At 66.9% G+C, this 26,030-nt stretch carries 19 protein-coding genes; 10 read left to right on the top strand and 9 right to left on the bottom strand.

The window, feature by feature from the left end; translation table 11 throughout:
• Window positions 1–785: 785 nt before the first annotated feature.
• Window positions 786–2,726, bottom strand: coding sequence for a chromosomal replication initiator protein DnaA (gene dnaA, locus ACFU5M_RS23770; RefSeq protein ID WP_379052710.1), 1,941 nt, complete (start codon window positions 2,724–2,726; stop codon window positions 786–788).
• A gap of 631 nt (window positions 2,727–3,357) precedes the next feature.
• Here dnaA and rpmH point away from each other — a divergent pair.
• The 9 genes from rpmH (at window position 3,358) to ACFU5M_RS23725 (ending at window position 13,410) form a co-directional block, all read left to right on the top strand.
• A complete protein-coding gene (gene rpmH, locus ACFU5M_RS23765) occupies window positions 3,358–3,501 on the top strand; it encodes a 50S ribosomal protein L34 (RefSeq protein ID WP_006550910.1) in 144 nt (47 codons plus the stop codon).
• A 21-nt stretch (window positions 3,502–3,522) separates the two neighbouring features.
• Entirely contained in the window at window positions 3,523–3,954 is a 432-nt protein-coding gene (gene rnpA, locus ACFU5M_RS23760) for a ribonuclease P protein component (RefSeq protein WP_379052707.1), read from the top strand.
• Window positions 3,951–4,349, top strand: a complete 399-nt coding sequence (gene yidD, locus ACFU5M_RS23755) for a membrane protein insertion efficiency factor YidD (RefSeq protein WP_379052705.1) — start codon at window positions 3,951–3,953, stop codon at window positions 4,347–4,349. The genes rnpA and yidD overlap by 4 nt, the downstream gene beginning before the upstream one ends.
• A gap of 4 nt (window positions 4,350–4,353) precedes the next feature.
• Window positions 4,354–5,436 carry a membrane protein insertase YidC gene (gene yidC / locus ACFU5M_RS23750; protein ID WP_379052703.1) on the top strand — a complete coding sequence of 361 codons (1,083 nt, stop codon included), beginning with the start codon at window positions 4,354–4,356 and terminating at the stop codon, window positions 5,434–5,436.
• 158 nt (window positions 5,437–5,594) lie between these two features.
• Entirely contained in the window at window positions 5,595–6,101 is a 507-nt protein-coding gene (locus tag ACFU5M_RS23745; RefSeq protein WP_379052726.1) for a protein jag, read from the top strand.
• Between the two features lie 142 nt (window positions 6,102–6,243).
• Window positions 6,244–7,035 (top strand): 16S rRNA (guanine(527)-N(7))-methyltransferase RsmG, encoded by a 792-nt coding sequence (gene rsmG / locus ACFU5M_RS23740; protein ID WP_379052702.1) that lies wholly within the window; start codon window positions 6,244–6,246, stop codon window positions 7,033–7,035.
• Window positions 7,036–10,392: 3,357 nt separating this feature from the next.
• Window positions 10,393–11,346 carry a ParA family protein gene (locus tag ACFU5M_RS23735; RefSeq protein WP_379052724.1) on the top strand — a complete coding sequence of 318 codons (954 nt, stop codon included), beginning with the start codon at window positions 10,393–10,395 and terminating at the stop codon, window positions 11,344–11,346.
• A 70-nt stretch (window positions 11,347–11,416) separates the two neighbouring features.
• Window positions 11,417–12,430, top strand: a complete 1,014-nt coding sequence (locus ACFU5M_RS23730) for a ParB/RepB/Spo0J family partition protein (RefSeq protein ID WP_379052700.1) — start codon at window positions 11,417–11,419, stop codon at window positions 12,428–12,430.
• Window positions 12,431–12,681: 251 nt separating this feature from the next.
• A complete protein-coding gene (locus ACFU5M_RS23725; RefSeq protein WP_379052699.1) occupies window positions 12,682–13,410 on the top strand; it encodes a GNAT family N-acetyltransferase in 729 nt (242 codons plus the stop codon).
• Window positions 13,411–13,476: 66 nt separating this feature from the next.
• Here ACFU5M_RS23725 and ACFU5M_RS23720 read toward each other — a convergent pair whose 3' ends face one another.
• From ACFU5M_RS23720 to ACFU5M_RS23695, 6 genes are all read right to left on the bottom strand, one after another.
• A complete protein-coding gene (locus ACFU5M_RS23720; protein ID WP_379052698.1) occupies window positions 13,477–14,670 on the bottom strand; it encodes an N-acetylmuramoyl-L-alanine amidase in 1,194 nt (397 codons plus the stop codon).
• A gap of 147 nt (window positions 14,671–14,817) precedes the next feature.
• Entirely contained in the window at window positions 14,818–15,150 is a 333-nt protein-coding gene (gene trxA, locus ACFU5M_RS23715; protein WP_379052696.1) for a thioredoxin, read from the bottom strand.
• A 54-nt stretch (window positions 15,151–15,204) separates the two neighbouring features.
• Window positions 15,205–16,221 (bottom strand): thioredoxin-disulfide reductase, encoded by a 1,017-nt coding sequence (gene trxB / locus ACFU5M_RS23710; RefSeq protein WP_379052695.1) that lies wholly within the window; start codon window positions 16,219–16,221, stop codon window positions 15,205–15,207.
• A 109-nt stretch (window positions 16,222–16,330) separates the two neighbouring features.
• Window positions 16,331–17,167 carry a hypothetical protein gene (locus ACFU5M_RS23705; RefSeq protein WP_379052693.1) on the bottom strand — a complete coding sequence of 279 codons (837 nt, stop codon included), beginning with the start codon at window positions 17,165–17,167 and terminating at the stop codon, window positions 16,331–16,333.
• A 102-nt stretch (window positions 17,168–17,269) separates the two neighbouring features.
• Window positions 17,270–17,851: an RNA polymerase sigma factor SigM gene (sigM, locus tag ACFU5M_RS23700; protein ID WP_379052722.1), complete on the bottom strand. Its 582-nt coding sequence runs from the start codon at window positions 17,849–17,851 to the stop codon at window positions 17,270–17,272.
• Between the two features lie 300 nt (window positions 17,852–18,151).
• A complete protein-coding gene (locus ACFU5M_RS23695) occupies window positions 18,152–22,078 on the bottom strand; it encodes a murein biosynthesis integral membrane protein MurJ (protein ID WP_379052691.1) in 3,927 nt (1,308 codons plus the stop codon).
• Between ACFU5M_RS23695 and ACFU5M_RS23690 the strand changes: the two genes are divergently transcribed.
• A complete protein-coding gene (locus ACFU5M_RS23690; protein WP_379052690.1) occupies window positions 22,063–22,410 on the top strand; it encodes a hypothetical protein in 348 nt (115 codons plus the stop codon). The two genes, ACFU5M_RS23695 and ACFU5M_RS23690, sit on opposite strands and share 16 nt — an antisense overlap.
• Window positions 22,411–22,814: 404 nt before the next feature.
• Here the strand turns inward: ACFU5M_RS23690 and ACFU5M_RS23685 are convergent, their stop codons facing one another.
• Window positions 22,815–25,394: a DUF6049 family protein gene (locus ACFU5M_RS23685; RefSeq protein ID WP_379052688.1), complete on the bottom strand. Its 2,580-nt coding sequence runs from the start codon at window positions 25,392–25,394 to the stop codon at window positions 22,815–22,817.
• Window positions 25,391–25,927, bottom strand: coding sequence for an NUDIX hydrolase (locus tag ACFU5M_RS23680; RefSeq protein ID WP_043700556.1), 537 nt, complete (start codon window positions 25,925–25,927; stop codon window positions 25,391–25,393). Before ACFU5M_RS23680 ends, ACFU5M_RS23685 begins: the two co-directional genes overlap by 4 nt.
• Between the last annotated feature and the right edge of the window lie 103 nt (window positions 25,928–26,030).

Below are 26,030 nucleotides of genomic sequence, written 5' to 3'. Positions count from 1 at the left end.
CACAGGCGACCGACATCAAACCGTACCCGCGTGAGGGACGTGCACCTAGCCCGACCCTCCGGCGCCACGAATGGGCGAGTCCTGAGCGCGGACGAGCGGGCGGTACGCGGGCTGGGACCGGGGGCGCACCACGGCTCGGAATCGGTATGCCGATCGGCCATGGGATCGGTGGGTCCGGCTCTCGTCCGCGCTGTCGTCCTTGCGGGAAACCGGGATCGGCCGGCGAAGGTGCGGCGTCCGACCGACTTTCCACACACCCTGTTTTAAAGAGAGATCTCTAATGAGAAGAACTGAAGTAGTAGTAGGCACTGTGGATTCTGTGGACTGCGGCCGAATCCGCTGCTCAGAGGGCGTGGTGCCGTGGGGATGGCCACGGGGCGTCTCGAGGATGAACAGCCGGGGTCTGTGGAGGTTCCGCAGTTGTCCCAGATTCATCCTCGAGCGCTCCTCGAGTTGTTCCACCGGATTCACCCGGTTGTTCACACATGTGCACCGAATCGTGGACAGCTCGAGGAATCCTCGAGGACTCCACACGGACTCCTCGAGGAATCCACAAGCCCAGATTCGGACAGGTGCTGGTCAGCGGCTGTGCGTAAGTATGCCTGGGGAAACTGTTGAATTCGCCCTGTGAGCGGACTCGCGGAGGCGATCACCCCGACCTGTTAGCGGATCGGTGGACAAACCAGTGGATTCCTCGAGGACTCCACAAGGATTCCTCGAGGAATCCACAACCCACAAAAAAGCACCGCCCCAGGTCAGGGGCGGTGCTCGGTTGTGGATGCCGCTCAGCGGGAGCGCTGTTTGATCCGGGCTGTGAGTTCCTGCACCTGGTCGTAGACCCGGCGCCGCTCGGTCATCTCCTTGCGTACCTTCTTCTCCGCGTACATCACCGTGGTGTGGTCGCGGCCGAACGCCTGCCCGATCTTCGGCAAAGACAGGTCGGTCAGCTCGCGGCACAGATACATGGCGATCTGCCTGGCCTGGGCCAGCGGGCGAGCCTTTCCGGGGCCGGTCAGCTCTTCCAAGGTGGTGTTGAAGTACTCGGCCGTGACGGCCATGATCGTGGCCGCGTTGATCTCCAGCGCCGCGGTGTCCGGCATCAGATCGCGCAGCACCACTTCCGCCAGCGGCAGATCCAGCGGCTGGCCGTTCAACGAGGCGAACGCGGTCACCCGAATCAGCGCGCCCTCCAGCTCGCGAATATTGCGCTCCACCCGGCTGGCGATCAGCTCCAAAACGTCGTGCGGCACATCGAGCCGGTCCATCCGCGCCTTCTTGCGCAGGATGGCGATGCGCGTCTCCAGCTCCGGTGGCTGCACATCGGTGATCAGTCCCCATTCGAATCGCGTCCGCAGCCGCTCTTCCAGCGTGGCCAGCTGCTTGGGTGGACGATCCGAGGAGACGACGATCTGTTTGTTCGCGTTGTGCAGCGTGTTGAAGGTGTGGAAGAACTCCTCTTGGATGCCTTCCTTGCCCTCGATGAACTGGATGTCGTCGACCAGCAGGATGTCGGTCTCGCGATAACGGCGCTTGAACGCGACCTTGCGGTCGTCGCGCAGGCTGTTGATGAAGTCGTTGGTGAACTCTTCGGTCGATACGTACTTGACCCGCATGCCCGGGAAGAGACGCTGTGCGTAATGGCCCGCCGCGTGCAGCAGGTGGGTCTTGCCCAATCCCGAGGCGCCCCAGACGAACAACGGGTTGTAGGCGCGGGCGGGAGCTTCGGCGATGGCGACGGCGGCCGCATGCGCGAATCGGTTGGACGCGCCGATGACGAAGGTCTCGAAGGTGTACTTCGCGTTCAGGCTGGCCGAGGACGACGAAGGAGCGGGCGACTCCTGCGACTTGGCGAAGTAGGTCGGCCACGAGTTGCGGACGTTCACCACAGGCTCGTCGTCGTGGTCGCCGCGCGGGCGGTCGGCGACCGGCTCACGGACCGGATCGTGCGCCCGTCCCGTGTCGTCGTCGGTGCTCTCGCGCAGCGGTGCGCGGTGCGGACCGCGCGCATTGCCGGGCGACGGCTCGGGATTGAACAGCGACTCCTGCCCCGGCGGGATGGCAGGCTCCCGGCGCGGCGGAAGCCCGGGTTCGCGGCGCGGTGCGACGTCCTGCCCGGACATCATGGGCAACTCGGCCGTCGTGGAGTACTCACCGTGCGATGGATAGTCGGTATGGGCGTACTCCGGCCGGCGGTACTGCTCCTCCGGCTGGGCGAAGTCCTGCCCGTAGTCGGCCCCCGGGTAGTCGGAGCCGTCGCTGTACGCCGAGGCCGCCGGGAAGTCGGCGGGTTGTGCATAACGCGGCCCCGGGTAAGCGTCGCGGCCGGGGAATTCCGAACCGGGGTAGGCGGCGGGAGCCCGGCCGTCTCGTGTGCGCTCGGGCCTGCTCGTCATTCGCGCGTGCCTCGGGGTGTTGCTCTGCCGGTCGACGGTCGGGGTGGTGGGGGCGGCGATGCGGACGCCGAGTCCTTCCACCTGGGGGCCGAGCCTGCGTCCGAGGGAACGGAGGATGGGTTCGCGCAGATCGCGTTCGATGGCCTCCTGGGCCAGCGACGAGGGCACGGAGAGCAGGGCGAAACCCTGTGCGACCGTCAGCGGCTTGACCAGCTTCAGCCAGGCCTGCTGTGCTCGGGTGACCGGAGGAATGGCGCCGTCCGGCGATCCGTTGGTCAACTCGGTGACAACCTCGGGCCACACCGTGGCCAGCACGTTCTGCTCGTCGTCCATGCAGTTTCCTCCCCGGAGTAGGTCGATAGGAGCAGACGGCCGGGCACGCGTGGACGGAGATGCTCGGGGGCGGCCCCGTGATCCTGCGTACGTCCGTAACCGGTTCGAACGCTGCCCGGGTCCCCCATCAGGACAGCGACGTGGCACCGTCGGCCCTACGAATATGCCACTCCAGGGGTCTTTCCACACAATTATCCACAGATGTGGAGAACTCTGGGGAGTGGCGAAACGCACGCATGCGCGGGAAGGGCGACGCTGCGACCTGCGGTTCTACAGCAATCGCCTGGCTAAGGACCTTAATGGTCCGGGCCGGGTGATGGCTAGGGGTGTGGACGAACTCACGATCATTGCCGGAGCGCCTGACTCCGGGCAACCGATTCTGCCTGGTCGCCGGGCCGGAAAAGGAGGGGGTGAGTTTGACCCGTCCCGGACCGATCAGTACCCTCGTACAGTCACCCCTTGGTGCGGTGGCGGTCTTGTGCTGACCGCGTTTAGGTCGTGATCGACCGACTGTGCGCCAGGACCGACGCGCGCCGATGATGACCAGACCTGCGATTCATTCGTGCGATATACGTATCACCGACAAGCTTCGGGCACTACCTGGTGCCCGCCTACTCGAGGAGTGTTGACCGTGGCCAAGGGCAAGCGGACGTTCCAGCCGAACAACCGTCGTCGGGCGCGGGTTCACGGCTTCCGCCTCCGGATGCGCACCCGTGCGGGCCGCGCCATCGTCTCGGCGCGTCGCCGTAAGGGCCGCGCTTCCCTCACTGCCTGATCCTCGCTCTCGGACGCTCGGGTGTTGCCTGAGCCGTATCGGTTGCATCATCGTGCCGACTTCTCCCGGACGGTGCGCCGCGGCCAGCGAATCGGGAGGCGTGATCTGGTCGTGCATGCGCTCGCACACGGGTATGACGGAGTGGTGGGCGCGAATGGACGACATGATCAGCTCCCGGAGGACGCGTTGGTCCGCGTAGGCGGACCGCGTTTCGGGTTGATCGTCAGCAAGGCGGTGGGCAACGCGGTGATTCGACATCGCGTTGCCCGCCGCCTGCGTCATATGTGTGCCCAGGTGGTCGAGGAAGTGCCGCCCGAAGTTGATGTCGTGATCCGTGCGCTCCCGGGCGCGGCTACGGCGTCGTCGGAGGAGCTGCTGCGCCAGCTGCGCACCGCACTGCGCAAACTCGGCGTCGGCGCCGCGGCGGCCGCGACAACGGGTGGTTCGGCATGAGTCGCTCGGCGACGATCGCCGGACTGCCCGCGAAAGTGCTGATCTTTCTGATCGAGCTGTATCGGACCTATGTCTCCCCCACCCGCATGCCGGTGTGCCGATTCACTCCGACTTGTAGCGAGTACGCGGTCACCGCACTGCGCACTCGAGGCCTGTTCATCGGCCTCGGACTGACGGTCGTGCGCTTGGCCAAATGCGCGCCCTGGCACCCTGGTGGGTGGGACCCCGTCCCGGAGCGGAAGCGAAGCACATCTCGCGCCGAGTCGGCGGACGGGGCAGCGACCGACGTGGCGACGCAGGAACCGAGCCTGCCCGCCGAACCGCGGTCGGAGCCGAACGCTTGTAAAGGATCGCCGCACGCGGTGATCGGCGACACGAACGACGGGAGTGCATAGAGCCGTGCTCGACTTCATTTATTACCCGGTGTCCTGGATCCTCTGGTTCTGGCATCGGGTCTTCGGGTTCGCGTTCGGCGCGGACAACGGTCTCACCTGGGCGCTGGCCGTGGTGTTCCTGGTGTTCACCTTGCGCCTGGTGCTCTACAAGCCGTTCGTCAAGCAGGTGCGCACCACCAAGCAGATGCAGGAGCTGCAGCCACAGATCAAAGAGCTGCAGAAGAAGTACAAGAACGACCGCCAGAAGATGGCGCTCGAGATGCAGAAGCTGCAGAAGGACAACGGCTTCAACCCGCTGATGGGTTGCTTGCCGATCCTCGCTCAGGTCCCGGTGTTCCTCGGGCTTTTCCATGTGCTGCGCTCGTTCAACCGGACCGGCCACGGCCTCGGTCAGCTCGGGATGACGCCGGAGCAGAACGCGAACACCGCGAACTACGTCTTCAGCGCGGCCGATGTCCAGTCCTTCCTGAGCGCCCGCATCTTCGGCGCTCCGATCTCCGCATTCATCACCACACCGGTCAATGAGCTGCAGGCATTCGCCGCCTACGGCGGCGTGCCGAGCAAGTTGAGCATCGCGCTGGTCGCAATCCCCCTGATGGTCATCGCCGGTCTGGCGACGCACTTCAACGCGCGCGCGTCGGTCGCGCGGCAGACACCGGAAGCCGCGGCCAACCCGCAGGCCGCGATGATGAACAAGCTCGCGCTGTGGGTGTTCCCCCTCGGTGTGCTCGTCGGTGGCCCGTTCCTGCCCATCGCCATCCTGCTGTACTGGGTCTCCAACAACATTTGGACCTACGGGCAACAGCATCTTGTGTTCGGCCGCATGGCGAAAGAAGAGGAAGCCAAGAAGCAGGCGAAGCTGGAGCAGCGCGCGCAGAACGCGCCGAAGCCCGGCGCCAAACCGGTCAACGTGAAGAAGAAGCCCGCATCCGCCGCTGCGGCCGAAGCCGGATCGGACGAGGACGCTGCTGCCGCATCGACGAACGGCACCGCGAAGCCGTCGAAGCAGGCCGCTGGCCCACGCCGACCGGCCGGCCAGAAACGGCCGGGCAGCCGGGGCAGGGCGAATCAGAAGCGCAAGCGCTGATAACCCGATCGGTGGGCTGAGCCGCCCACCTCGACCGCTGAGCAACCCTTGATCGCGAATACCGCCCGGCGGCGATTGCCCGGCGCGCGCGATGAGCAGATGAAGGAAATCAAATGACTGTTGAGACCGACGGAGGGGACGCCACCGTGGCGACGACGATGGCGAACGCCGAGGCGGACACCGGCGATGTCGTGACCGATGCCGAGGAAGCGCTCATCGAGGAAGGCGAGATCGCCGGCGACTACCTCGAACAGTTGCTCGACGTATTGGACTTCGACGGCGACATCGATCTCGACGTGGAAGGCGATCGCGCCGTGGTGAGCATCGACGGTGGACGTGATCTGACGAAGCTCGTCGGACGTAACGGCGAGGTGCTCGACGCGTTGCAGGAGCTGACTCGTCTCGCGGTCCAGCAGACGACCGGAGTGCGCAGCCGGCTGATGCTGGACGTGGCGGGATGGCGGGCCAAGCGGCGGTCTGAGCTGAGCGAGCTCGGCGCGGCCGCGGCGCAGCGCGTGCTGGACTCCGGTGAGCCGGAGTCGCTGGCGCCCATGACGCCGTTCGAGCGCAAGATCGTGCACGACGCGGTGGCTGCCGTGGAGGGTGTCAGCAGCGAGAGCGAAGGCGTCGAACCGAACCGGCACGTGGTGGTCGTTCCCGGCTGAGCCGCGGCATCCCGAAGCGGGCGGCATGTTTCGCGGCCCGGACGGGTAGTGGTTGGATAGGGCCTCTGGTCTTCGGATCGGGGGCCTTGTTCGTGTCCGGAGCCCGATTGCTCGCTCGTAGATCGACCCCGAGTTCGGAAGGATGTTTCACGTGGAACGAGATCTCGGTGGAGCCGCCGCGGTACCCGCGGAGCTGGAGCCACCCGCGTCGGCAGCCACCGTATTCGGCGACCGACTCGATCTCGCGCGTCGATATTGCACGGCGCTTGCGACCGCAGGCGTGGAGCGCGGGTTGATCGGCCCACGCGAGGTGCCCCGCCTCTGGGATCGCCACATCCTCAACTGCGCAGTGCTCGGCGAGTTGATCGCCGAGGGCGCCTCCGTGGTCGACATCGGCAGTGGCGCCGGCCTGCCCGGTATCCCGCTGGCGATCGCGCGGCCGGACCTGCGGATCACCCTGGTCGAACCGCTGCTGCGCCGAACCGTCTTCCTGAGCGAGTTCATCGAATCGGTGGACTTGGACGTGACCGTGGTGCGCGGGCGTGCCGAACAGTCCGGCGTGATGAAGGAAGCCGGCGGCGCGGACGTGGTCACGTCTCGCGCAGTAGCCCCGCTCGGGAAACTCGCCCAGTGGTCACTCCCCCTCCTGCGCGACCACGGGCACATGCTCGCACTCAAGGGTTCCAGTGCAGCGGAGGAATTGGAACGCGATGGCGCCGCGCTGATCAAAGCCGGAGCAGGCAATGCGGTTGTGCTGCAGTGCGGGGTCGGCCTGGTGGACATACCTACCATGGTGATCAGTGCCGAGCGGCTTCCTCGCGCCGAGCGCACTTCCCTGCGCCGCGCCGAACGGGCGGCCGAGCGCGGAGGCAAAGCGGTGCGCACCGCGGCGACGGAGCGCGGACGTAAGCGTGCGGCGCGCAAGGCCAAGTAGAAGCTTCGATCCCGAAGGTTTCCAGTTCGACCCAGGACCTGGGGGCGTTTCGTCACTCTGACGAAATGGTGCATCCGACTGCGGTGAAGCGGTATGTGCGCTGCCCCGGGATCTCGACCGCAATCACTATCAGTCACGCCGCAAACGTCACCCAGGCGCTGCCACGCCGCCCGGGTGCGGATCTACGATTCGCTCGTTCGCTCGTTCGCTCGTTCGCTCGTTCGCTCGTTCGCTCGTTCACTCGTTCACTCGTCGGCGCGACCGAGGCTCGTTCGCTCGCGCCGGAGCTAGACGAGTCCGATGCGTTCGATCACCCCCTGGGCAGTGAGTTGTTCGCCTCCGCACAGTTGTGCTGGGCCTCGGTGACACGCTGCCGGGCGGGACCCCAGTGCGTTCGCCTCGAGGACAGACGGCAGCAGCACCGCGTCGCTGGTGCGCCGACTCACGGCGGTTCGATCCAAGCAGCAGCGAGATCGATCCGCCGGATGGACGACGCGTAGTCGAAGTGCCTCCGGGTCCGGATGTTTCACGTGAATCCGCGCGGAACATCGCAACGGCGATTTCCGGGCCAGCACGGTTGGTCATCGCCAATTGTTTCACCTGAATCGCAGTCGGCTCACAAACCTCTGCGAGACCACGAAGTTCTCCGTTGTAGCCGCGACACGCGGCCGGTGAGGTCGGAGAGGTGCCAGCCTCGGCGAAAGGTGGGCACGGTCAGCGGTCGGCGCGATCATGTCACCGGCCGCGACGACTGATGAACTCCCCTGCATCCACCGATAACAGTGAATTGAGAAGCCTGACCGCCCTTCTCGGAGCGCCGCGCGAACGAATCTCTGGAACCAATGGCGATTCCCTGAGCCAGCACACTTGGCCGTCGCCGAATGTTTCACGTGAATCGCGGTCGGCGCACGACGTCTTGCCAGACCATGAAGCCTTCGTTGTAGCCGTGGCACGCGGCCAAGTCGGGTCGGAGGGATCCAGGCCTCGTCGGAAGGTCGAAGCGCGATCAGCGAAAGGAGCGATCGAGCCGCCGACCGCGACGCCTAGCGGACTCCCCTGGATCCACCGGAATATCGGTGAAGCGAGGAACCTTTCCCGCTTCTCGAAGGGTTGCACGACTGAATCTGCGGCAGCCAGTGGCCGAGGGCGTGAGCGGAGCGTGACTGCGTGACACTTGCCGGTGCGGTGGGCCAGGACAAGTCGGTTGGCTATCTGGATAACGCTCACGTCGTGCCGCCTTGCTGAGCGGAATCAATCCAGGATTCAGTTGTGCGTCCAAGAAGCAGTTCCCGTTGCGTTCCTACTTGGCGCGCTGACGATGTGCTTGCAACGCAGCGAGGTTCGTGCCCGAAGCGATATGAGTGCGCGTGGCGGACGGATGTGAGCAGCGGCGTTCTGAGCGGAGGCACAGAAGTAGCGGCGGCGGGCGAATCAGCATGTGGCGTGGATTGGAGGCACACAGAAGAGAAGCGTGCAGCGCGGAAAGGGGCGGGTACGGAAACACAAAGGTGCGGGGACGCCGAGGAAGGGACGCAGAGCATCGTGACGAGGAGAGGCGGTGATGCCGACGAGACGGCGTGCGGCAGAGTGCATGTGCGCGGATAGCGGAGGTGCGGAAGGCCGGGGCCGCGCAACGCGGAGGCCGAGGAAGAGCGACGCGCAAGGGCGGAGGCTGCGGAGGGATGGAGGTTGCAATCAACGGAAGCAGCGGAAGGATCGGGGGGCCGCGAAAGGTTTGGGTGCTGTGAAAGGTTCGGGGGCCGGGGAAGGTTCGGGGGCCGGGGAAGAGCCGGAGGCCCGCAGAAGAACCGGGGCTGCGCAAGAGTCGGAGCCGCAGAAGGCCCGGGTGCTGCAGAAGATCCGGGGTGCTGCAGAAGAGGCCGGGGCTGCAGAAGGGTTGGACGTGCAAGCGCCGAGGGACAGGGAAGCGCCGAGGGACACGAAGAACGGAGGAGGCAAGAAGAAATGGAGGATGCGCAAGAGCGGAGTAAGTGCATGGACGAAGGTCATAGGTAAAGCGAAGGTGCGCAATCGAATCTTGGTAGTGGCGGCCATGCAGTAGGTCGGAAGACGACAGGGAGCGATCGCTCGGCCACCACCACAGCGCCCGCACCCGCTGCGACGGCCACTGCGGCCGCCACCCCAAGCGGACGAGTCGGGGCGGAACGGAAATCTCGCGCAAGCGACGCGACGGCGCCGCGCGACGGCACGAGGCGGTTGATCCCGAGAAAAGCGAGCGTGCAGTACTGGCGGGCGGCAGTCCCGAGGTGGGGGCCGTCGCCTGAGCGAAACGCTCAGGCGGTGGCGAAGTGGTTGTGTCAGGCGGGGCTACTCAATGCGCGAGTCGCGAGGCGTGGGCCGTCTTCGGGCGCTAAGCGCGGCTATGGAATCTGGGCGCTCAGAATGATTCACGTGAAACATCGGCTATGGAGTTCTACAGGCAGAGACGCGGTCTGCGCTGCGCGGTGCGGTTCACCACGATGCGGCGCGGGCGATGACCGGTGCCGGGTGGACTGGCGGGGACTTCCTTCGCCGTGGGTCGGTGACGGGCTCTCCTTCATCGGGTGACGCCGCTTCTGTGCCCCGGCCTTTCCTGTGGAGCGATTGCGCCGGTGCCTCGCTCGATCGCCGCCGTACCCCTACGTGGAACGCGGAAGCCATTCCGGCGCGCACTAGACTCTCGGCTGCTTCCGCTGATCAGTCCGGCGAGCGCTATCCAGGTACGCGCCGCTGACCCTAGGGTTTCGTGCGATCCCCTACCGGCAATTGTTGACGGCCGCCGCAAAGCCGGAGCCTACGGGACGCCTCGCCGCCCCGCACCATGAGTGGCGAACCCGTTCGAAGGAACGAAGAAGGCATCCGCTGTGCAGAGAACGTCAGCGACGCGGCCGGAAGTAGGCCGGCCAAACCGCCGCTGCGAGTGGTTGTCCGGTGTCCGGTGATCCGCGCTCGGCCCGCCGCGTCGGTCGAGCCATTCTGCACGTGGTTCGCGGGGCAATGTTTCATGTGAAACAACTGGCGTGGCGGGGTGAATTCGTGCGGATTTGCGTGTCGCTCTGCGCCTCGCCGCGATTCAGCTTTCTTAAACCGCTCAGTGCTGGCAAGCTAGTGTGCGTCGGGCGTGAGCGTAGGTGCCACGGAGGGATCTGGTTGTCACAGCGGCGAGAAGCTCCGCTCGGTCGATCGGGCGCCGCGGACCCGGTTGTGCATCGTGTTCGATCCGACAAAGGCTGTTGCAGGCACGGCGCCGATCCGTCCCATCGCGCGTACGTGTTCTGAAGTTTCTCGGGTTAGGAGCTGTCTATGTCGAGCGGTCCGGCGAATGTTTCACGGGAAACAACGTCGCGCGTGCCGGGGATGCTGGACTCCAGCAATTTCGACGCGGAGGCATTCGGAAATACGCCGTTCGGGCACATCTCCCCCAGTGAGACCCCGATAGCTGCCGAAGCACAACGTGCAAGTCAGGTCCTCCATCCAGGGAAGGTGACTGTGCCGAAGCCGCACGAGCAACGCATCATCACGATCGCCAATCAGAAGGGTGGCGTCGGCAAGACGACCACCACCGTGAATCTGGCGGCTGCCCTGGCGCATCAGGGGATGACGGTTCTCGTGATCGATCTCGATCCACAGGGCAACGCCAGCACCGCTCTGGGCATCGAGCATCATTCGGGTGTCCCCTCCAGCTACGAGCTGCTCATCGGTGAGGTCTCGGTCAGGGACGCGATCCAGACGAGCCCGCACAGCGAGCGTCTCCTGTGCATCCCCGCGACCATCGATCTGGCAGGCGCCGAGATCGAACTGGTGTCGATGGTGGCCAGGGAGGGGCGGTTGAAATCCGCAATCCAAGAGGCGAATATCGCCGGCTACGACATCGATTACGTGATGATCGACTGCCCTCCTTCCTTGGGTCTGCTGACGGTGAACGCGCTCGTCGCGGCGAAGGAGGTGCTCATCCCGATCCAGTGCGAGTACTACGCGCTGGAGGGCGTCGGTCAGTTGCTCCGCAATATCGGACTGGTACAGGCGCATCTGAATCCGGAACTCCACGTCTCGACCGTGATCCTCACGATGTACGACGGACGCACCAAATTGGCCGACCAGGTCGCCGAGGAGGTTCGCGGGCACTTCGGCGATGTCGTGTTGCGATCGGTGATCCCACGCAGTGTGAAGGTGTCGGAGGCGCCGGGCTACGGCATGACGGTGCTCGATTATGATCCAGGCTCCCGGGGCGCGATGAGCTACCTGGATGCCGGACGCGAGATGGCGGCCCGCGCGGTCCCGCGCGTCGCCGCGACGAAGTCGGCGGAGTGACCCGGCAGGCCGGGCCGACGCTCGGCACAGTCGCGTTTGGTGGCGGAACGAGGAAGGGGTCGGTAGACCGATGAGTCAGGCGAAGAAGGGTGGTCTCGGGCGCGGTCTCGCGGCGCTGATTCCGACGACACCGACGGCATCTCCGGGTCTCAGCAGCGCCGCTGCGAGTGTCATCGGCCTGGATCCGATCGGGCCGCAGCCCCCCTCCACCTACCTGCATCGGGTACCGGATCCCGCCGAGAACGCCGAACTCGAGGTCGGCGGAGCTGTCTATCGGGAGATCCCGCCGGATCAGATCGAGCCGAATCCGAAGCAGCCGCGCACAGTTTTCGAAGAAGACGCACTGGCCGAGTTGGTGCATTCGATCCGTGAATTCGGTCTGATGCAGCCGATCGTGGTGCGCCGGACCGAGCCGGGCGTGGACCGCTATCAGCTGGTGATGGGCGAGCGGCGCTGGCGAGCGTGCCAGGAGGCGGGCCTGGCCGCCATTCCCGCGATCGTGCGGGAGACGGCGGACGAGTCGATGCTGCGCGACGCCCTGTTGGAGAACATCCACCGGGTGCAGCTGAACCCGCTCGAAGAGGCCGCGGCCTACCAGCAGTTGCTGGAGGAATTCGACGTCACCCACGAGGAATTGGCCGCGCGAATCGGCCGCTCCCGACCGGTTGTGACGAATATGATCCGTCTACTGAAGTTGCCGATCCCGGTGCAGCGCCGGGTCGCGGCGGGCGTACTGTCCGCCGGACACGCGCGAGCACTGCTCGGTCTCGAAGCGGGTGCGGACGCCCAAGAGGTGCTCGCCGCCCGAATCGTCGCCGAGGGACTCTCGGTCCGGGCCACCGAGGAAGCTGTCATGCTGGCGAACCGAGAGCAGGACGCGGCTGCGCCCTCTCCCGTCGTTCGTCGCAAGCCGATCGAAATGCCAGGCCTACAAGCAGTGGCCGATCGGCTGTCCGGCTCCTATGACACCCGGGTCCTCGTGAGTATGGGCAAGCGCAAAGGCAAGATCGTCGTCGAGTTCGGCTCGGTCGAAGACCTCGAACGGATTGTCGCCCTGATGGAGCAGAGCGCGCCCCAGGTGTGACAGAAGTGACGAAATTGAACTCGTGTTTTCGATAGATGCGGGCCCTCGGGCGAAACGTCACTGTGACAGCAGAGTCTCCCGCGGTCGCGGATCGCTCATCGCTCCCGGCGAAGCAACACAGGTTCTTCTGACCAACAGCACAGCGACATGGAATGAGGCGGGTTCCCCTTGATCGCTTATTCTTGCTGGCGAGCAAACTTTGATGCGACGTGAGCGTGGATGAATCGGACAGCTGGAGGCTGAGCAGAGCGGTGTCGACCAGCGTCACAGCACTAACCCTCGGCGGACTGGAAAAGCTTCCCGCGCATGCGCGGCGTTGCGTCTTCTGGGAGATGGACCCCGCGGTAGCGGAGGACTCGCGCAATTTCAGCGATCCGGTGTTCGAGAAGGAAGCTTGGCTGTCCACGGTCATGCTGGACTGGGGTTCCTGCGGACAGGTGGCGAACGTCGACGGCAGCGTCGCCGGCTGCGCCTTCTACGCACCGCCGAGCGTGGTACCGCGGGCCGGGCTCTTCCCCACCTCCCCTGTAAGCCCGGACGCGATCCTGCTGACCACGCTGCGGGCCGAATTCCCGTATCGGGATGCTGATGTGGCCCATCGCCTGGTCCAGGGCGTGGTAGCCGATCTGGTGCGCCGTGGCGTGCGCGCTCTGGAAGCGTTCGGCATCCGCACCGACCCGGCGACGCAGGCACTGGCGGAGCGATCCGGCTCTATGACATTGCTCGAGCGGATCGTCGCGCCTATCAAGGGAGCGGGCGCAGCGGGCGCGACGACCGAATGCTCACCCGAGAGCTGCATGATCGACGCCGACTTCCTGGAAGATGTCGGCTTCGAGGTCGTAGCCCAGCATCACCGATTCCCGCGCTTGCGGTTGGAACTCGACTCCGACCACGGCTGGAAGGAAGACGTCGAACGGGCGCTGGATCAGCTGCTCGCGGCGGCATCGATGACCACGCCGACCCGCATCGGAGCGCGCTGAGACAGACGTCGAAACGCCCCCTGCCGAATCGAAAGGCAAGGGGGCGTCTGGGTGCGAGAAGCGAAACTACATGCGGTCCGCAGCGGCCAGCTCTTCGGCCAGCAGCTCCGCGAACGTGTAGGTACCGGTCGGCTGGTCGTCTTGCCCGAGCAGGTACAGGCGCTTCACCGAGATCAGGATGGCTTCGGCGATCACGTCGCGCATGCGCGGGTTGGTGAGAACCGAGGCATCGTATTCGTTGGTCAGATAGCCGATGTCGACCTGCACGGTGGGCATTTTGGTGAGACGCAGCAGATCCCAGGTCCGTGCATGGGTCCGGCAGTCCTGCAGAGAGGTTCGGGCGACGACTTCCCGCTGGATGAAGCCGGCCAGCACCTGCCCGATCATGGAAACCGAGCCGTGCGAGTTGCCGAAGTAGAACCCGGCCACACCGTTGGCCAGCGGGCTCGGGTTGATGGCGCAGCGCAGCGAGATCATCAGGTCGGCGTCGAAGGCGTTGGACGTGTCCGCGCGTTCGGCGTCGGTGGGGTTGGCGCCCCACGGACGCGACAGGAAGGTCTCCATGCCCGTGGCAGCCATTCGCCCTTCTAGACGGCTGGCCAGGTCCCAGAGGATTTCCGACTCGTAGACCTCGCCGTACTCGGAGGGCACGGCGCAACCCTTGTCGGGACCGCCGAGACCCGGATCTATGACGATCCGCTTGCCGGTCAGCTGTGGCCCCGCCCGGTGCACCACCTCTTCCTCGGCGATCCGGTGCGGATTGCCTCCGGTCACCCTGGCGCCGAGCAGATCCAGCGAACGCAGGGTGTCGGGACCGCAGATGCCGTCCGCGGACAGCCCGATCTCCCGCTGGAAGGCGGTCAGCGCGTCATGGGTGTGCGGACCGAAGTAGCCGTCGACGCGGAACACGTAGAAGCCGAGGTCCTGCAGCCTGCGCTGCAGCGTGGCCACGTCGTCGCCGTACAGCGGCGCGGACAGCTGGTAGATCAGCGTGCGCGCGCCGAGCCGGTAAGACGCTTCCTTCAGTGCCCGGTAGGTAGCCGGGCCGACCACGCCATCGACGAGCAAGCCGCGATGCTGCTGGAAGGCGCGAACCGCGGAGTCGAGGTGGTGGTCGAAGGAGACTTCGGTGTCCTTCCAGTACTCGCGTGCGTCCGCGTGATCGACAGCGACGTGCGCGTGTAGGAACCCGAGGCTTGCCAGGGTGCTCCGAACCTCTGCTACGGCTGGACCGGAATCGCCGTGACGAAGTCGGTGCATGCGTGAGAGCCCTTTCCTTCCGTCAAACTCGCGGGTACCCACTCATGCGATGGGATACACCTTCGCACGACCGGAGCGTCGGTCGATTGTCTCAGACCTGGACCGGGTTTCGACAATCCCCGGGTCCAGGCATCCTACGGCGCGTCGTCAGATGACGTCTTCGAGTTCACGCAGTAGAGCCGCTTTACCCTTCGCTCCGACGATCTGCTTGACCGGCTTACCGCCGCGGAACAGCATCATAGTGGGCAGCGAGAGGATCTGATAATCGCGGGCGGTGCTCGGGTTGGCGTCCACGTCCACCTTCGCGACGGTCAACTTGTCCGCGTACGCGGCCGCGATCTCCTCCAGGACGGGCGCGACCATCTTGCACGGTCCGCACCAGTCGGCCCAGAAATCGACGAGGACGGGCTTCTCACTCAGCAGCACGTCGTCGGCAAAGGACGTGTCGGTGACGGTGACCGTGTTGGCGGACTCGGACATGAATGTTCTCCTTGCGATACAGCGAGATGGAAGGTATTGCTCGTTCGCGCGAGCTCAGTGGGCCGGGACGGTCACCGACTCACCCGCGTGGGAGAGGGTGTTCGAGGTGATGTCGCCCTGATCGGCCAACCAGCGCTCGGCGTCGATAGCCGCCCGGCAGCCCGTGCCCGCGGCGGTGATCGCCTGGCGGTAGGTGTGGTCGACGAGATCGCCCGCGGCGAACACGCCGGGGATGTCGGTGGCGGTGGTCGGGTGCTGCACCAGCACGTAGCCTTCGTCGTCCAACGTGAGCTGGCCCTTGACGAGTTCGCTGCGCGGGTCGTGGCCGATCGCGACGAACAGGCCGGTGGCGGCCAGCTCGGAGGTCTCGCCGGTCCGGGTGTCACGCAAGGTCAGGTGGGTGACGCTGGTTTCCCCGTGCACCTCGGCCACTTCGGCGTTCAGCACGAACTTGATCTTCTCGTTCGCCTTCGCCCGCTCCACCATGATGCGGGAGGCGCGGAACTCCTCCCGGCGGTGCACGATGGTGACGCTGGAGGCGAACTTGGTCAAGAAGGTGGCCTCTTCCATCGCGGAGTCGCCGCCGCCGACCACCACGATGTCCTGGCCCTTGAAGAAGAAGCCGTCGCAGGTGGCGCAGGCGCTGACACCGCGGCCGAGCAAGCGCTGTTCCCCCGGAACGTTCAGGTAGCGCGCGGCCGAACCCATGGCGAGGATGACGGCGTAGGACTCGAAGGTCTCCCCGCCGACGACGACCTTCTTGATCGGACCGGTCAGGTCGACGGCATCCACGTCCTCGGTGCGGATGTCCGCGCCGAACCGTTTGGCCTGCTCGCGCATCTCCTCCATCAGGTCAGGGCCCATGATGCCGCCGCGGAAGCCCGGGAAGTTCTCGACTTCGGTAGTGGTCATCAACGCACCGCCGAATTGGGTCCCCTCGAACTGCAGCGGCTGAAGCTCGGCGCGGCCGGCGTAGACGGCGGCCGTGTAGCCGGCGGGCCCGGAGCCGATGATGATCAGGTCGCGAACTGGCGTGCCGGTGTCGTTTCTCTGCTCGCTACGCTCGCTCATGGGGCCCTTCCGGGAAGATTCGATCGGACGTGTCGGTCAACAACAGGGTAATGGGTGTTGTTCCCGGGTCGTCCGGGTCACACCCCTGTTCGTGGCCCAGATCGCAAGGTCAGCCGATGTCCTGAAGTGCTCTGCGCTGGGGATCGCCGATATCACAACCGGTTCCGACGACCAGCGCGGTGATCTTGTGCTGCGGCACCAGCGTGGTGATCCCCTGCGGCGGCGTAGTGATCTCAGGCGGCTTCGGGCCGCTGAGCAGGATGAGCACCGCGTTGCCGCCCTGGAACCTGATGTCGGTAGACCCGAGCACCGTGCGGTCGAGACCGTTCGCCCGGACACAACGCTCGAGTGCGTCCGGGCCGGCCAGCGATCCGGTGACGTTGTGCCTGCCGAGTGCGCTGAGGGCCACGGTGGCGGTGAGATCGTCGCCCCAATCGTCGTTCCCGGTGGTCGGCTGTGCGGTGGGCGCGGGGGCATCGCCGTCGAACGACGTCGAGAACCAGGCACCGGCGCCCGCCACCGTGACGATCGCCGCGGCCGCCGCAGCCAGCCAGCGCGATCTGCCACGCCGGTGCTCATCGAGCACCACCGGCACGTGTTCGGAAACTTTTGCTCCCGCAGTGGATTCGCGCGCCCAGGCGGAGGGAAGCTCGTGAACCGTGGCGTCCTCCGCAGGAGCGTCCTCGGGTGGTTCCAGTTCGTCGACGAACAGAGCGAGCCGTGCCGCCACGTCCTGCGGCATCGAATGAACGATGCGCTCATCCCGGCCGAGAGCACGCAACTCGGTGGTGACCTTATCCAACGCGTGCAGGTACCGCACTGCCTCCGGGTCGCGCGAGACCGCGGGCCACAACTGCTCGCGCTGCGCTGATGTCATGTTGTCGGCATGCAGGTCGGCCAGCAATTCGGGCGTGAACGGGGGCTGCGGCACGGACCGGGTAGCCATCGCACCTCCGTTGTTCGCATCTGACATCGCGGGGATCCCCTCGCCGACGGGACCTGCCTCTGAATCGTTCAGTGGTTCGTCACTATTAATGACGCATCCCAACTACCTCCGGTTCCCCGGATCACGCAGATAATCCAATCGCTCTTTCAATCGCTGCCGCGCGCGAGCGCACCGGCTCTTGATCGTTCCCTCGGGCACACCGAGCAACGCGGCCGCCTCGGCCACGCTATACCCCTCCACATCCACCGCGACCAACGCGGTCCGCTGCTCCGGCGGCAACGAGAACAACGCACGATCGATGACCATCGACATCTCCACCGCCGCCATCTCGTCGCGCTCGTTTCTGGGCTCGGGCATCGTCTCCGGCGACAACGACAACGCGCGCCTGGTCTTGTTGCGACGGATCCGATCCAGGCACGCGTTCACCACGATCGCATGCAACCAGCTACGCACTTCCGCCTCCGCACGAAACGCCCCGGCGGTGCGATGCGCCGACAACAACGCATCCTGCAACGAATCAGCCGCGTCCTCACGCGTATACGAAGTACGCAACGCCGTCTGCCACAGATGATCGTTGTGCCTGCGCAGTAACTCGGCGAACGCATGCCGCTGACCATTCACATGCGCCCGCAACAACTCCACATCGGTGCTCTCACCGAGGACGAAGGAACGCTCGTGACACATCACCGGCCGCGACGCCCCCCTGCCGAGCTCCTCGTTCACTTCGGACGACAATGCCAACCCCTTGGACGGCCCTCACGGCGGCAACGGCATCGTTGACCATCACCGAGATCTCGCAGCATCCAGGACCGAAACGCCGGTACCCGGGAAGCTCCCCTGCTGAGAGCGCTCCAAGATCATATCGCCCGTAACGTTTTGGCAGCAACCAAGTGAGCGATCGGAATACGGAGGAATGCGCGACGATCAACCGTGCGCTACGAGTGGCCCGCACGAAGGAATGTGCGGTGGAAGCGGAGCCGCGCTCTACGGCGCGGCGTCGAAACGGATGTCGGCGATAGCGGTCTGGAACTGTCCTCCGGAATTCCCCAGTCCGGTGATCCAGACGAGAACGTAGCGGGCGGCCTGGTCGGCGCGCACCGGGATGTCGGTGACGCCGTCGTCCAGCCGGGCGGAACCGATCAGCTGGGTCTGATCCAGCGTCGGCGAGCCGGTGGGAGAGGTGCGGATCTCCACCGACGTGCCCGCGCTGGGCGAGTTGATCGAGACATTCGTGAGCTTGGCGGGGGCGGGCAGCGTCGCCAGCAGCCCGACCCCCTTCTTGAGCGCAGGGAACTGCTGGAAGTACTGATCGGTGCGCCACTGCGTGCCCGGATCGTTGTCCAGCACCGCCTGCACATTGGCCACGCCGTCGGCGGTGCCCTCCGGCGAGAACACCGACACCCCGGTCACCGGGACCGGAGCACCGGTCGCGGTGAGATTCGGGCCCGCGGCCGCGGGCGTCGGAGCCGGCTGGTTGTTCGTGGTCAGGCCGATATTGCGCTGCTCGTTCAGCGGCGCCTCCGACGCGCTCGGCGCGAAGAAACTGACCATCCACCAGATGACGACGCCGACCACCAGCGCGGCGAGGATGCCGAGGCCGACCATGATCCACATCATCCGCTGCGAGCGTTCACGTTCTGCCGCGAGCAGTTCCGGATCGGCGAGCGAGTCGTCCATGTTCGCGGGCGCGCGTTGGCCGAGCCGGAGCACCGGGATGAAATCGGTCTTCTGATCGACCACCGACGCCTGCTCCAGCACATGCTGGACCGTCGCCGCCGTCCGCACGCCCTTGTTCGACTCCAGCGAGCGCACGGCGACCGCGGAGATCTCGAACGGCACCTCGGGACGGATCTGGCGCGGCTCCACCGGAGTGCCATCCGGGCCGAAGTCGGCGAACCGGAGTCCGCCGACGGTCGCGGCGGATCCGCTGACACCGCCCGAGCGAATCGGCCAGCGGGCGGTGATCAGCGCGTACAGCATGGCGCCGAGACCGCGCACGTCGGACTGCGCGTCGGAGTCGGAGAGGGTGCCGGGGAAGGCCAGCACCGCATCGCCCGAGGCGCTGATGCGCACCCGGTCGGGATGGTCGATGGACAACGAGCCACCGCCGCGGTGGGCCAGCTCGGCCGCCGAGGCGAGGGCGCGGATCGCGCGCGCCGCACCGATCGGCGACGGGACCGTCTCGGCCATCTCGCGCAGCGAGCGGCCCGGTGTCCACTCCGCCACCACGATGCCGCCGGAACTGCCGCGTACGACGTCCAGAACGCGGGCGAGACCCGGCGAGTTGATCCGGCCGAGGCGCAGCGTCCGGGACAGGATCGCCTGGGGGCCGTCCTGGCCGGAGTTCTCCGTCGCCTTCTGATCGGCGTCGACGAAGGTCAGTGCGACCTCGCGATCGAGTTTGATATCCAGCGCCTGCCAGAACTTCAAGCCGCGGGCACCGCCGTGGCCGGCCAGCAGACGATAACGCCCGCCGGCCACCGAAGCTCCCGGAATGAGCTTGGGACCGCGCGGAATCCGCCGTGCGCCCAAGTTCTCGCCACCCATCGGCGGCATCTCCGGCGAGCCGACCGGGATCATCCCGGTGTCGTACATCGGATCCCGTGGCGGCAGCTGATTCTCCTGCGGTCTCGCCGCGTCCGGCGGAGCCGTCCCCGACTCCTTGTTCGCGTACGCGGGATCCAACGGCTCCCCCGCGGTCGGCGGAACATCGGTGGACAGTCCGCCGGGCGTGGTCGCAGAAGAATCGGCGGCTGGGACGCCGCCCACCGCGTCGTCGCTCACCCTCGGTCCTCCTTCGCCCTGATATGTCGAGGTTCCGGCGAATTCGCCACTTGTGCTTCTCTGCCGAACAGGGTACGGGAACTCACCCATGCCGGTGCGGTCAACGGCATCGGGTCTGATTACCGGCAGCACCATGGTCTGGGCATCCATGTACGGATCGAACCGCGGGTACGCCAAGTAGGGGTCGGGCCTGCGCAGTACCTGCGTGACATAAGGATCTTCGACCGGGCTCTCCAGGTCGAGATCCGGTGCAGGCGGGGTCCAGCCGAGGCGCCGCGAGATGGCCACGGTGATGGCCACGATCTCCGGGATTCCGGCGAGTCGCATCAGGCCGAAGGCCACCGCGAACATGACGATCGCCGTGATCGCCACCCGGATCAGCGAGCCCGGGCCGTGGAAGGACGCGGTCAATCGATCCAGGCCGAGTACCCGGTCCACGATCCACATCACCGCGCCGCCCGCGAGTGACGCAAGCACGACACGGGTCACTGTGCGGCCGACATTGGCCATCCGAAGATCACCGAGGCTGCGGTGCAGCAGCCAGCCGCCCACCACGGCGCCGACCGTGAACCCGAGGCCGTTCGCGACGCCGAGCGCGATCACCACGTGCTCCGCGTCGGTGATCACCGGAGCCAGCGCGGAGAAGACGATCTTGGCGGCGGTGATGCCGAGGATGATCCAGGTCGGAATCCACGCCTGCTCCCTGGCGTAGAACACCCGCAAGTGGATCAGCACCAGCGAGTACGGGATCAGCGCGAACGCCGACCAGCTGACCGCGAGGCCGAGCCGTTCGGCGTCCGATCCGAAGTTGCCGTAGCCGTAGAGCGCTTGCCCGACCTGGGGACCGGCCAGCGTGAGGAAGGTGACCACCGGGACCAGCGCGATCATGGTCAACCGGGTGGCGGCGGAGAGATCGTCGACCACCGCGGGCGTGTCGTCGGCGGCCGCATTGCGGCTCAGCCGCGGCATGATCGCGGTGAGCACCGTGACACCGAGCACGCCGTACGGCAATTGCAGCAGCAGCCACGCGTTGTTGTAGATCGCCGGGCCCGCCGCGTCGGCATGCGACGAAATCCGCGTGGCGAAGACGAAGCCCGCCTGGCTGATCAGCACGTACAGGATGATCGCCGCGCCCATGCCGCCGAACTGCTTGAGGCGAGCGTCGACCCCCCACAGCGGGCGCAGGTCGATGCCCGCCCTGCGGATGGCCGGAAGGAGGCTGACCGCCTGCACCACGACCCCGACAGTGACGCCGACGCCGAGCACCAGCAGCTTCGGGTCGCTCATGCGGACCGGATCCAGCGTGATCTCGCCGGGCATCAGGACGTACAAGCCGAGCACGGTGAGCACGACAACGTTGTTCAGCACCGGCGCCCAAGCGCCGGGCTTGAACATCTGCCGGGTGTTCAGGATCGCCGTGAGCAGCGCCGACATGCCGTAGAACAGGATCGCGGGCAACAGCAGGAAAGCCAGTGCGGTGGTGAGCGCGGTGTTGACCTTGCCGTCGTCGGACAGGAAGACATGGGTGGTCAGCACCGGCGCCGCGGCCGTCGCCAACAACGCGGCGGTGGCCAGGACCACGAAAGCCGCGGTCACCAGGCGCCGCACGAACGCCGCACCGCGATCCGGATCCTCCTGCTCCGCGCGCACCAACGTGGGCACCACGATCGCCGTGAGCACCGCGCCGAGCACCAGTTCCGCGATCATGTTCGGAATCTGGCTGGCGACGGTGAACGCGCTGGCGATGGCCGGGCCGAGCACCGTCAGCAGCAGCAGTTGCTTACCGAATCCGGTGATCCTGCTGATCAGGGTCGCGAACGCGATCGATCCCGAGTCACTGAGGAGCCGGGAACTCGCACTCTGCTTCGAATCGTCTGCCTTCGGCGGTTCCGCGGTGGCGGTGGCCGCGGGCCACTCCCTGGTCCTCGGGCGATCCGGTTCCGCGGGCTCGTGCCGGACCGGGGCGGCGGGCCGTTGCCGCGGTGGTGGCGGGTACTGCTGCGGCGGCGGCGGAGCGTAGCGCGGCGGCGGTACGCGATCGGATTCCGGCGTGGCGACCGGGATCGGCCCGGAGCGGGGTGGACGCGGCGCGGCCGGGATCGGACCCGACTGTGGAGGACGGGGCACCGCCGGAATCGCGCCGGACCGAGGTGGACGCGGCGCGGCCGGAATCGCGCCGGACTGCGGCGCACGTGGTGGGGCGAGTGGCGCCTGCCGAGGGGCGCCGCCGGGAGGGCCGGAAGGCGCAGGTCCCGGACGAGCCGGACCGGGCGGAACCGGTCGCGGTTGTCCCGGACCGGCCGGCGGCGGCGCAGCGGGATACTGCCGTGGGTTCGGGTTCGGCACGGGGCCAGGACGCGGCGGCGGCGGCACGGGTGGCCTCGGCTGTGCGCCGGGTGGTGGCGGCGGGGGCATGCGCTGACCCGGCCGCGGCTGCGGTGCCGCCGGAGGACGACTGATCCGTGGCACCAGCGGTGCCTGCTCGTCGTTGTGCGGGCCGGCGTTCACGCCGGGATGGTCGGCTTCGCCCGGAGCCGGGCTGCGTTCCCACGGCGCGACCGGCGCTCGGCGCACCGGCGGCCCGTCGAGCTGGTCGTTTGGTCGAGGGCGATGAGCCGATATGTCATCGTCGCTCATCATGCCTCCTGTACCAGCCGGGATATCCGCACCCCCATCGGTGCGGTGAGCCGCGGCTCGCCGCAAAGGTTCGCCGTGGTCGGCGAACATTGTGTCAGTGCTCCCCGCCCGGACCGGACCGGCTCGGGAACACCGTGATTGTCCTCCACCGTGCCACACGGCACCGCACTGCACCACATCAACGCAGGTAGCAGCGGTTTCCGTGACTCGATCGAAGCAGGATCCCTCACCGCGTCTCCTGCAGCTGCTCCTGTTCTTGTTCCTGCGCCCGCAATACGCGCCGGCGCGCCCGCCGATACCGGTTGACCCGGCGCCTGGTGCCCGGATCGAAACCCTCGTCGGCCGGATCCGGCTGCCCGCGGAACCGGCGCCACAAACGGCGGCCGGCCAGCAGGAGCAGCAGGAGTGCGGCGCATCCCGTAATTATCGCCAACGCCTTGCCGTAGGCATTCGAACGCACCGAGACCTGGGTGGGATTGCCGAGCGCGACGCCCTCCGGCGTGGTGAGCGAGATCGGAATGACCAGGTTCCGGCTGTCGCTCACCTCGGTCGGGACCTGGAACGAGCGCGACCCGTTCGCCGGGAGCTGCTGTTCGCCGGGGTCGGTGATCTCCGTCTCGGCCGGCGCCTCGATCCGGAAGCGCACCCGAATGGCCACCGGGAGATCGTTGCGCGCGACCAACAGCAGGGGGCTCTGCTCGGACGCGAGCGTGTACACGCCGCCCGGCGGAAGCACGGTGACCGAGCGATAGAGCTTGTCCATCGTCCGCGTGTTCTGGTCCAGCCGCCGCTGGGCGAACGTGTCCGGCGGCGCGGCATCGTCGGCACGCCGATCGGAGAGGCTGAGCACCCGCAGCAGATCGTCGCGCAGCGGTGTCAGGAAGTCGTGCGGCGTCGGTTCGGCCTCCGGTACGTCGACCAGTGCGCGCATCATCTCGGTGATTCGACGGCTCTGCTCGCGCACGGGCGGCAGGAACCGGTCCGGCACCGCGTCCTGCGCCGCCTGCGACAGATAGTCCAGCGCGTAGGGCTGCGGGTCAGGCGGCAGCGCCACCAGATCGTGGAACGGACGCGCGGTGGCGAGATTGCCGCGCAGCAACTGGTCGACTTGGCGCAGCAGTGCGGTCGCCTCCTCCCGGTTCGCACCCCACTGCTGTGGCGGAACGAGCATCAGCGAACGCGATCGGTTCGCCTCCGGGTGCAGCGCGCTCCACGAGATCGCCCCGAGAGCGTCCTGCAAGCGTGCGGCGCGCGAGTCGTTGGTGACGTCGTAGCGGACCCGGGACGGCGTGAAGGGCGGGGTGGGCGGATTCGAGCCCACCGCGGCGAGCGCCGTCGCGGACCAGATGTCGAACGTCACCGCGTGCAGTGCCGGGTCGGCGGCGGGAGCGGGTGAACCCGCGGCGGGCGGCGCCGGGCTGCCCGTCACCTGGGGTGCCTGCACCGATGCGGTCGGCGGGATCGCGGTGATCTCGGGCAGTCGCACCACGTCCGGGCTCACCGGGTCCGCCGTGGATCCCGCATCGCTCACACCGGCTGTGGTCCGGCCGCTTTCACTGCTCGACTGCGCCCAGTCCACGCTGTCCTGTGGAACGGCCGCCGTCGAGGCGAGCACCGCGGTGCTGAAACCGTGGCTGCGCAACAGGCGCCCCGCGCCCTCGTCGATGCTGCCGGAATCCGGCAGGCTGACCCCGCGCACCGATCGGGTGGACAGGATGGAGTCGATGATCTCGCCCGGTTCGCCGATCGCGCGCGCGGACAGCGCCGGATCGTTGACCGAGGCCAGCGCGGTGAGATCGACCTGCGCGAAGGGCAGCGCCACGGTGCACATCGACCCCGCCAGCGTGCGCAGCCGGTCCAGCCAGGTCTGGGCCTGTTCGGCGCCCGCGCCCGCCCTGGTCGCCCCGTCGGGATCGGACGGGCTGGCCAGCACGCGATAACCCCTGGTCATCGCGCGCACCGTGAGCAGAAGGTCGGGATCGACGGCAAGGCACACGGCCGAAGCCAGATCGGCGTTGCGGCCTGCGCCGGGGCTCAGCGTCCCCTCCAGCGCGGCCAGCAGTTGATCGAGACGGCCGCCCTTGCCGAGCGAAGCGGCCAGTTCGTCGTCGGTGAGTTCCACCTTGCCGTCCACGCTGCCCGGACGTCCACCGACCTGCCTCGGCCGGTCGGCCAGCGGCCACAGCAGCGTCGTGGCCACCGGGGCGTCGGTGGGCGCGGTCACCGACGGCGCCTGCTCACCCGTGACGGGCGGCACGCCGAGCACCGGGAGCAGGAACCTGGCGTCGTCGAGCCTGGCCTGCGTGCCATACGCCGGTTCGCCGTTCACGTTCAGCAGCAGCGGGTAGACGCCCGGTTCGGTGATGCCGAGCGATGTGGCGCCGCTCTCGGAGCGCAACGGGATGCTCAGTGTGAACTGTTTGCGCTGCCCCGGATTCAGCCGCTGCGCGACATCCTCGAAGTCGCCGTACACGTCGTAATTGGCCTCGTCGAGGCGCAGAGTGGCGCGCAGCCCGGCCGGCGCGGTGATCGCCGCCGCCCGCTGGACACGGATGCTGACGTCGTCCACCACACGGTCGCCGATATTCGTGACCGTGCCCGAGACCGTGAGCACGGAATCGCTGCCGGTGGTCACTGTGGTCGGCGTCACCGAATCGAGGGACAGCTTCAGGAATTTGGGATTCGTCGAGGTGCCCGACCCGGTAGGTTGCGCTGCGGCCGACGCGGAATCGAACAGTGGCAGCGTCGTCACCGGGCCGAGGATGGTCAGGACCGCCACGAAGATCCGGAACAGTCCACGCGTCATCGCTTGCCGGTCTCCATCCGGTCGATCAGCTTGTTCGCCATCTCCGCCAGCCGCCGCTCGTCGGCGTAGGCCAGCCGAGAATTCAATTCACTCAACGGGACCCAGGCGACCTGGGTCACTTCCACGTCGGCGTCGGACAGTTCACCACCGACCGAACGCAGCAGATAATGATGCACCGTTTTGTGTACCCGCCGACCGTCGGTCACGAACCAGTAATCGATACTGCCGAGTTCGGCGACCACGACACCGTTGATGCCGGTCTCCTCGGCGACCTCGCGGATCGCGGTCTGCTCGGCGGTCTCACCTTCTTCGATATGTCCCTTCGGCAGCGACCACAGTAACCGCCCGCGGCGATCGGTGCGTCCGATGAGGGCCGCACTGCGCGACTCCCGAGGACCGTCCAAGCCGTCGACGACGAGTCCGCCCGCCGAGGTCTCGCGCACCGTGCGCATCCGCGGCTTGGCGGCATTGGCGGCCGAACCGCGGCGCCGAGGCTGGCGGCGTCGACTGTTCGCACGATCGGCCGGAGACACCTGGCAATCCTACTGTGTTGAATTTGCAGCGCCTGCGGCGCTGGGTGTTCGCGGCCCTCTTGTGGCTCGCGTCCGAGCGACCGCCGCTTGCTGCTTCGTCGCC

Source organism: Nocardia sp. NPDC057455 (genome assembly GCF_042802775.1).
Lineage (GTDB): Bacteria > Actinomycetota > Actinomycetes > Mycobacteriales > Mycobacteriaceae > Nocardia.
Note: the sequence above shows the minus strand (reverse complement) of the source record. Positions and strands in the feature narration are given on the sequence as shown.

What these genes read in the sequence shown, in the direction of transcription:
- dnaA (WP_379052710.1), bottom strand. Translation starts at nt 2,726, where the DNA reads ATGGACGACGAGCAGAACGTGCTGGCCACGGTGTGGCCCGAGGTTGTC.
- yidD (WP_379052705.1), top strand. Translation starts at nt 3,951, where the DNA reads ATGAGTCGCTCGGCGACGATCGCCGGACTGCCCGCGAAAGTGCTGATC.
- ACFU5M_RS23745 (WP_379052726.1), top strand. Translation starts at nt 5,595, where the DNA reads ATGGCGAACGCCGAGGCGGACACCGGCGATGTCGTGACCGATGCCGAG.
- rsmG (WP_379052702.1), top strand. Translation starts at nt 6,244, where the DNA reads ATGTTTCACGTGGAACGAGATCTCGGTGGAGCCGCCGCGGTACCCGCG.
- ACFU5M_RS23735 (WP_379052724.1), top strand. Translation starts at nt 10,393, where the DNA reads ATGCTGGACTCCAGCAATTTCGACGCGGAGGCATTCGGAAATACGCCG.
- ACFU5M_RS23730 (WP_379052700.1), top strand. Translation starts at nt 11,417, where the DNA reads ATGAGTCAGGCGAAGAAGGGTGGTCTCGGGCGCGGTCTCGCGGCGCTG.
- ACFU5M_RS23720 (WP_379052698.1), bottom strand. Translation starts at nt 14,670, where the DNA reads ATGCACCGACTTCGTCACGGCGATTCCGGTCCAGCCGTAGCAGAGGTT.
- trxA (WP_379052696.1), bottom strand. Translation starts at nt 15,150, where the DNA reads ATGTCCGAGTCCGCCAACACGGTCACCGTCACCGACACGTCCTTTGCC.
- trxB (WP_379052695.1), bottom strand. Translation starts at nt 16,221, where the DNA reads ATGAGCGAGCGTAGCGAGCAGAGAAACGACACCGGCACGCCAGTTCGC.
- ACFU5M_RS23705 (WP_379052693.1), bottom strand. Translation starts at nt 17,167, where the DNA reads ATGGCTACCCGGTCCGTGCCGCAGCCCCCGTTCACGCCCGAATTGCTG.
- sigM (WP_379052722.1), bottom strand. Translation starts at nt 17,851, where the DNA reads ATGTGTCACGAGCGTTCCTTCGTCCTCGGTGAGAGCACCGATGTGGAG.
- ACFU5M_RS23685 (WP_379052688.1), bottom strand. Translation starts at nt 25,394, where the DNA reads ATGACGCGTGGACTGTTCCGGATCTTCGTGGCGGTCCTGACCATCCTC.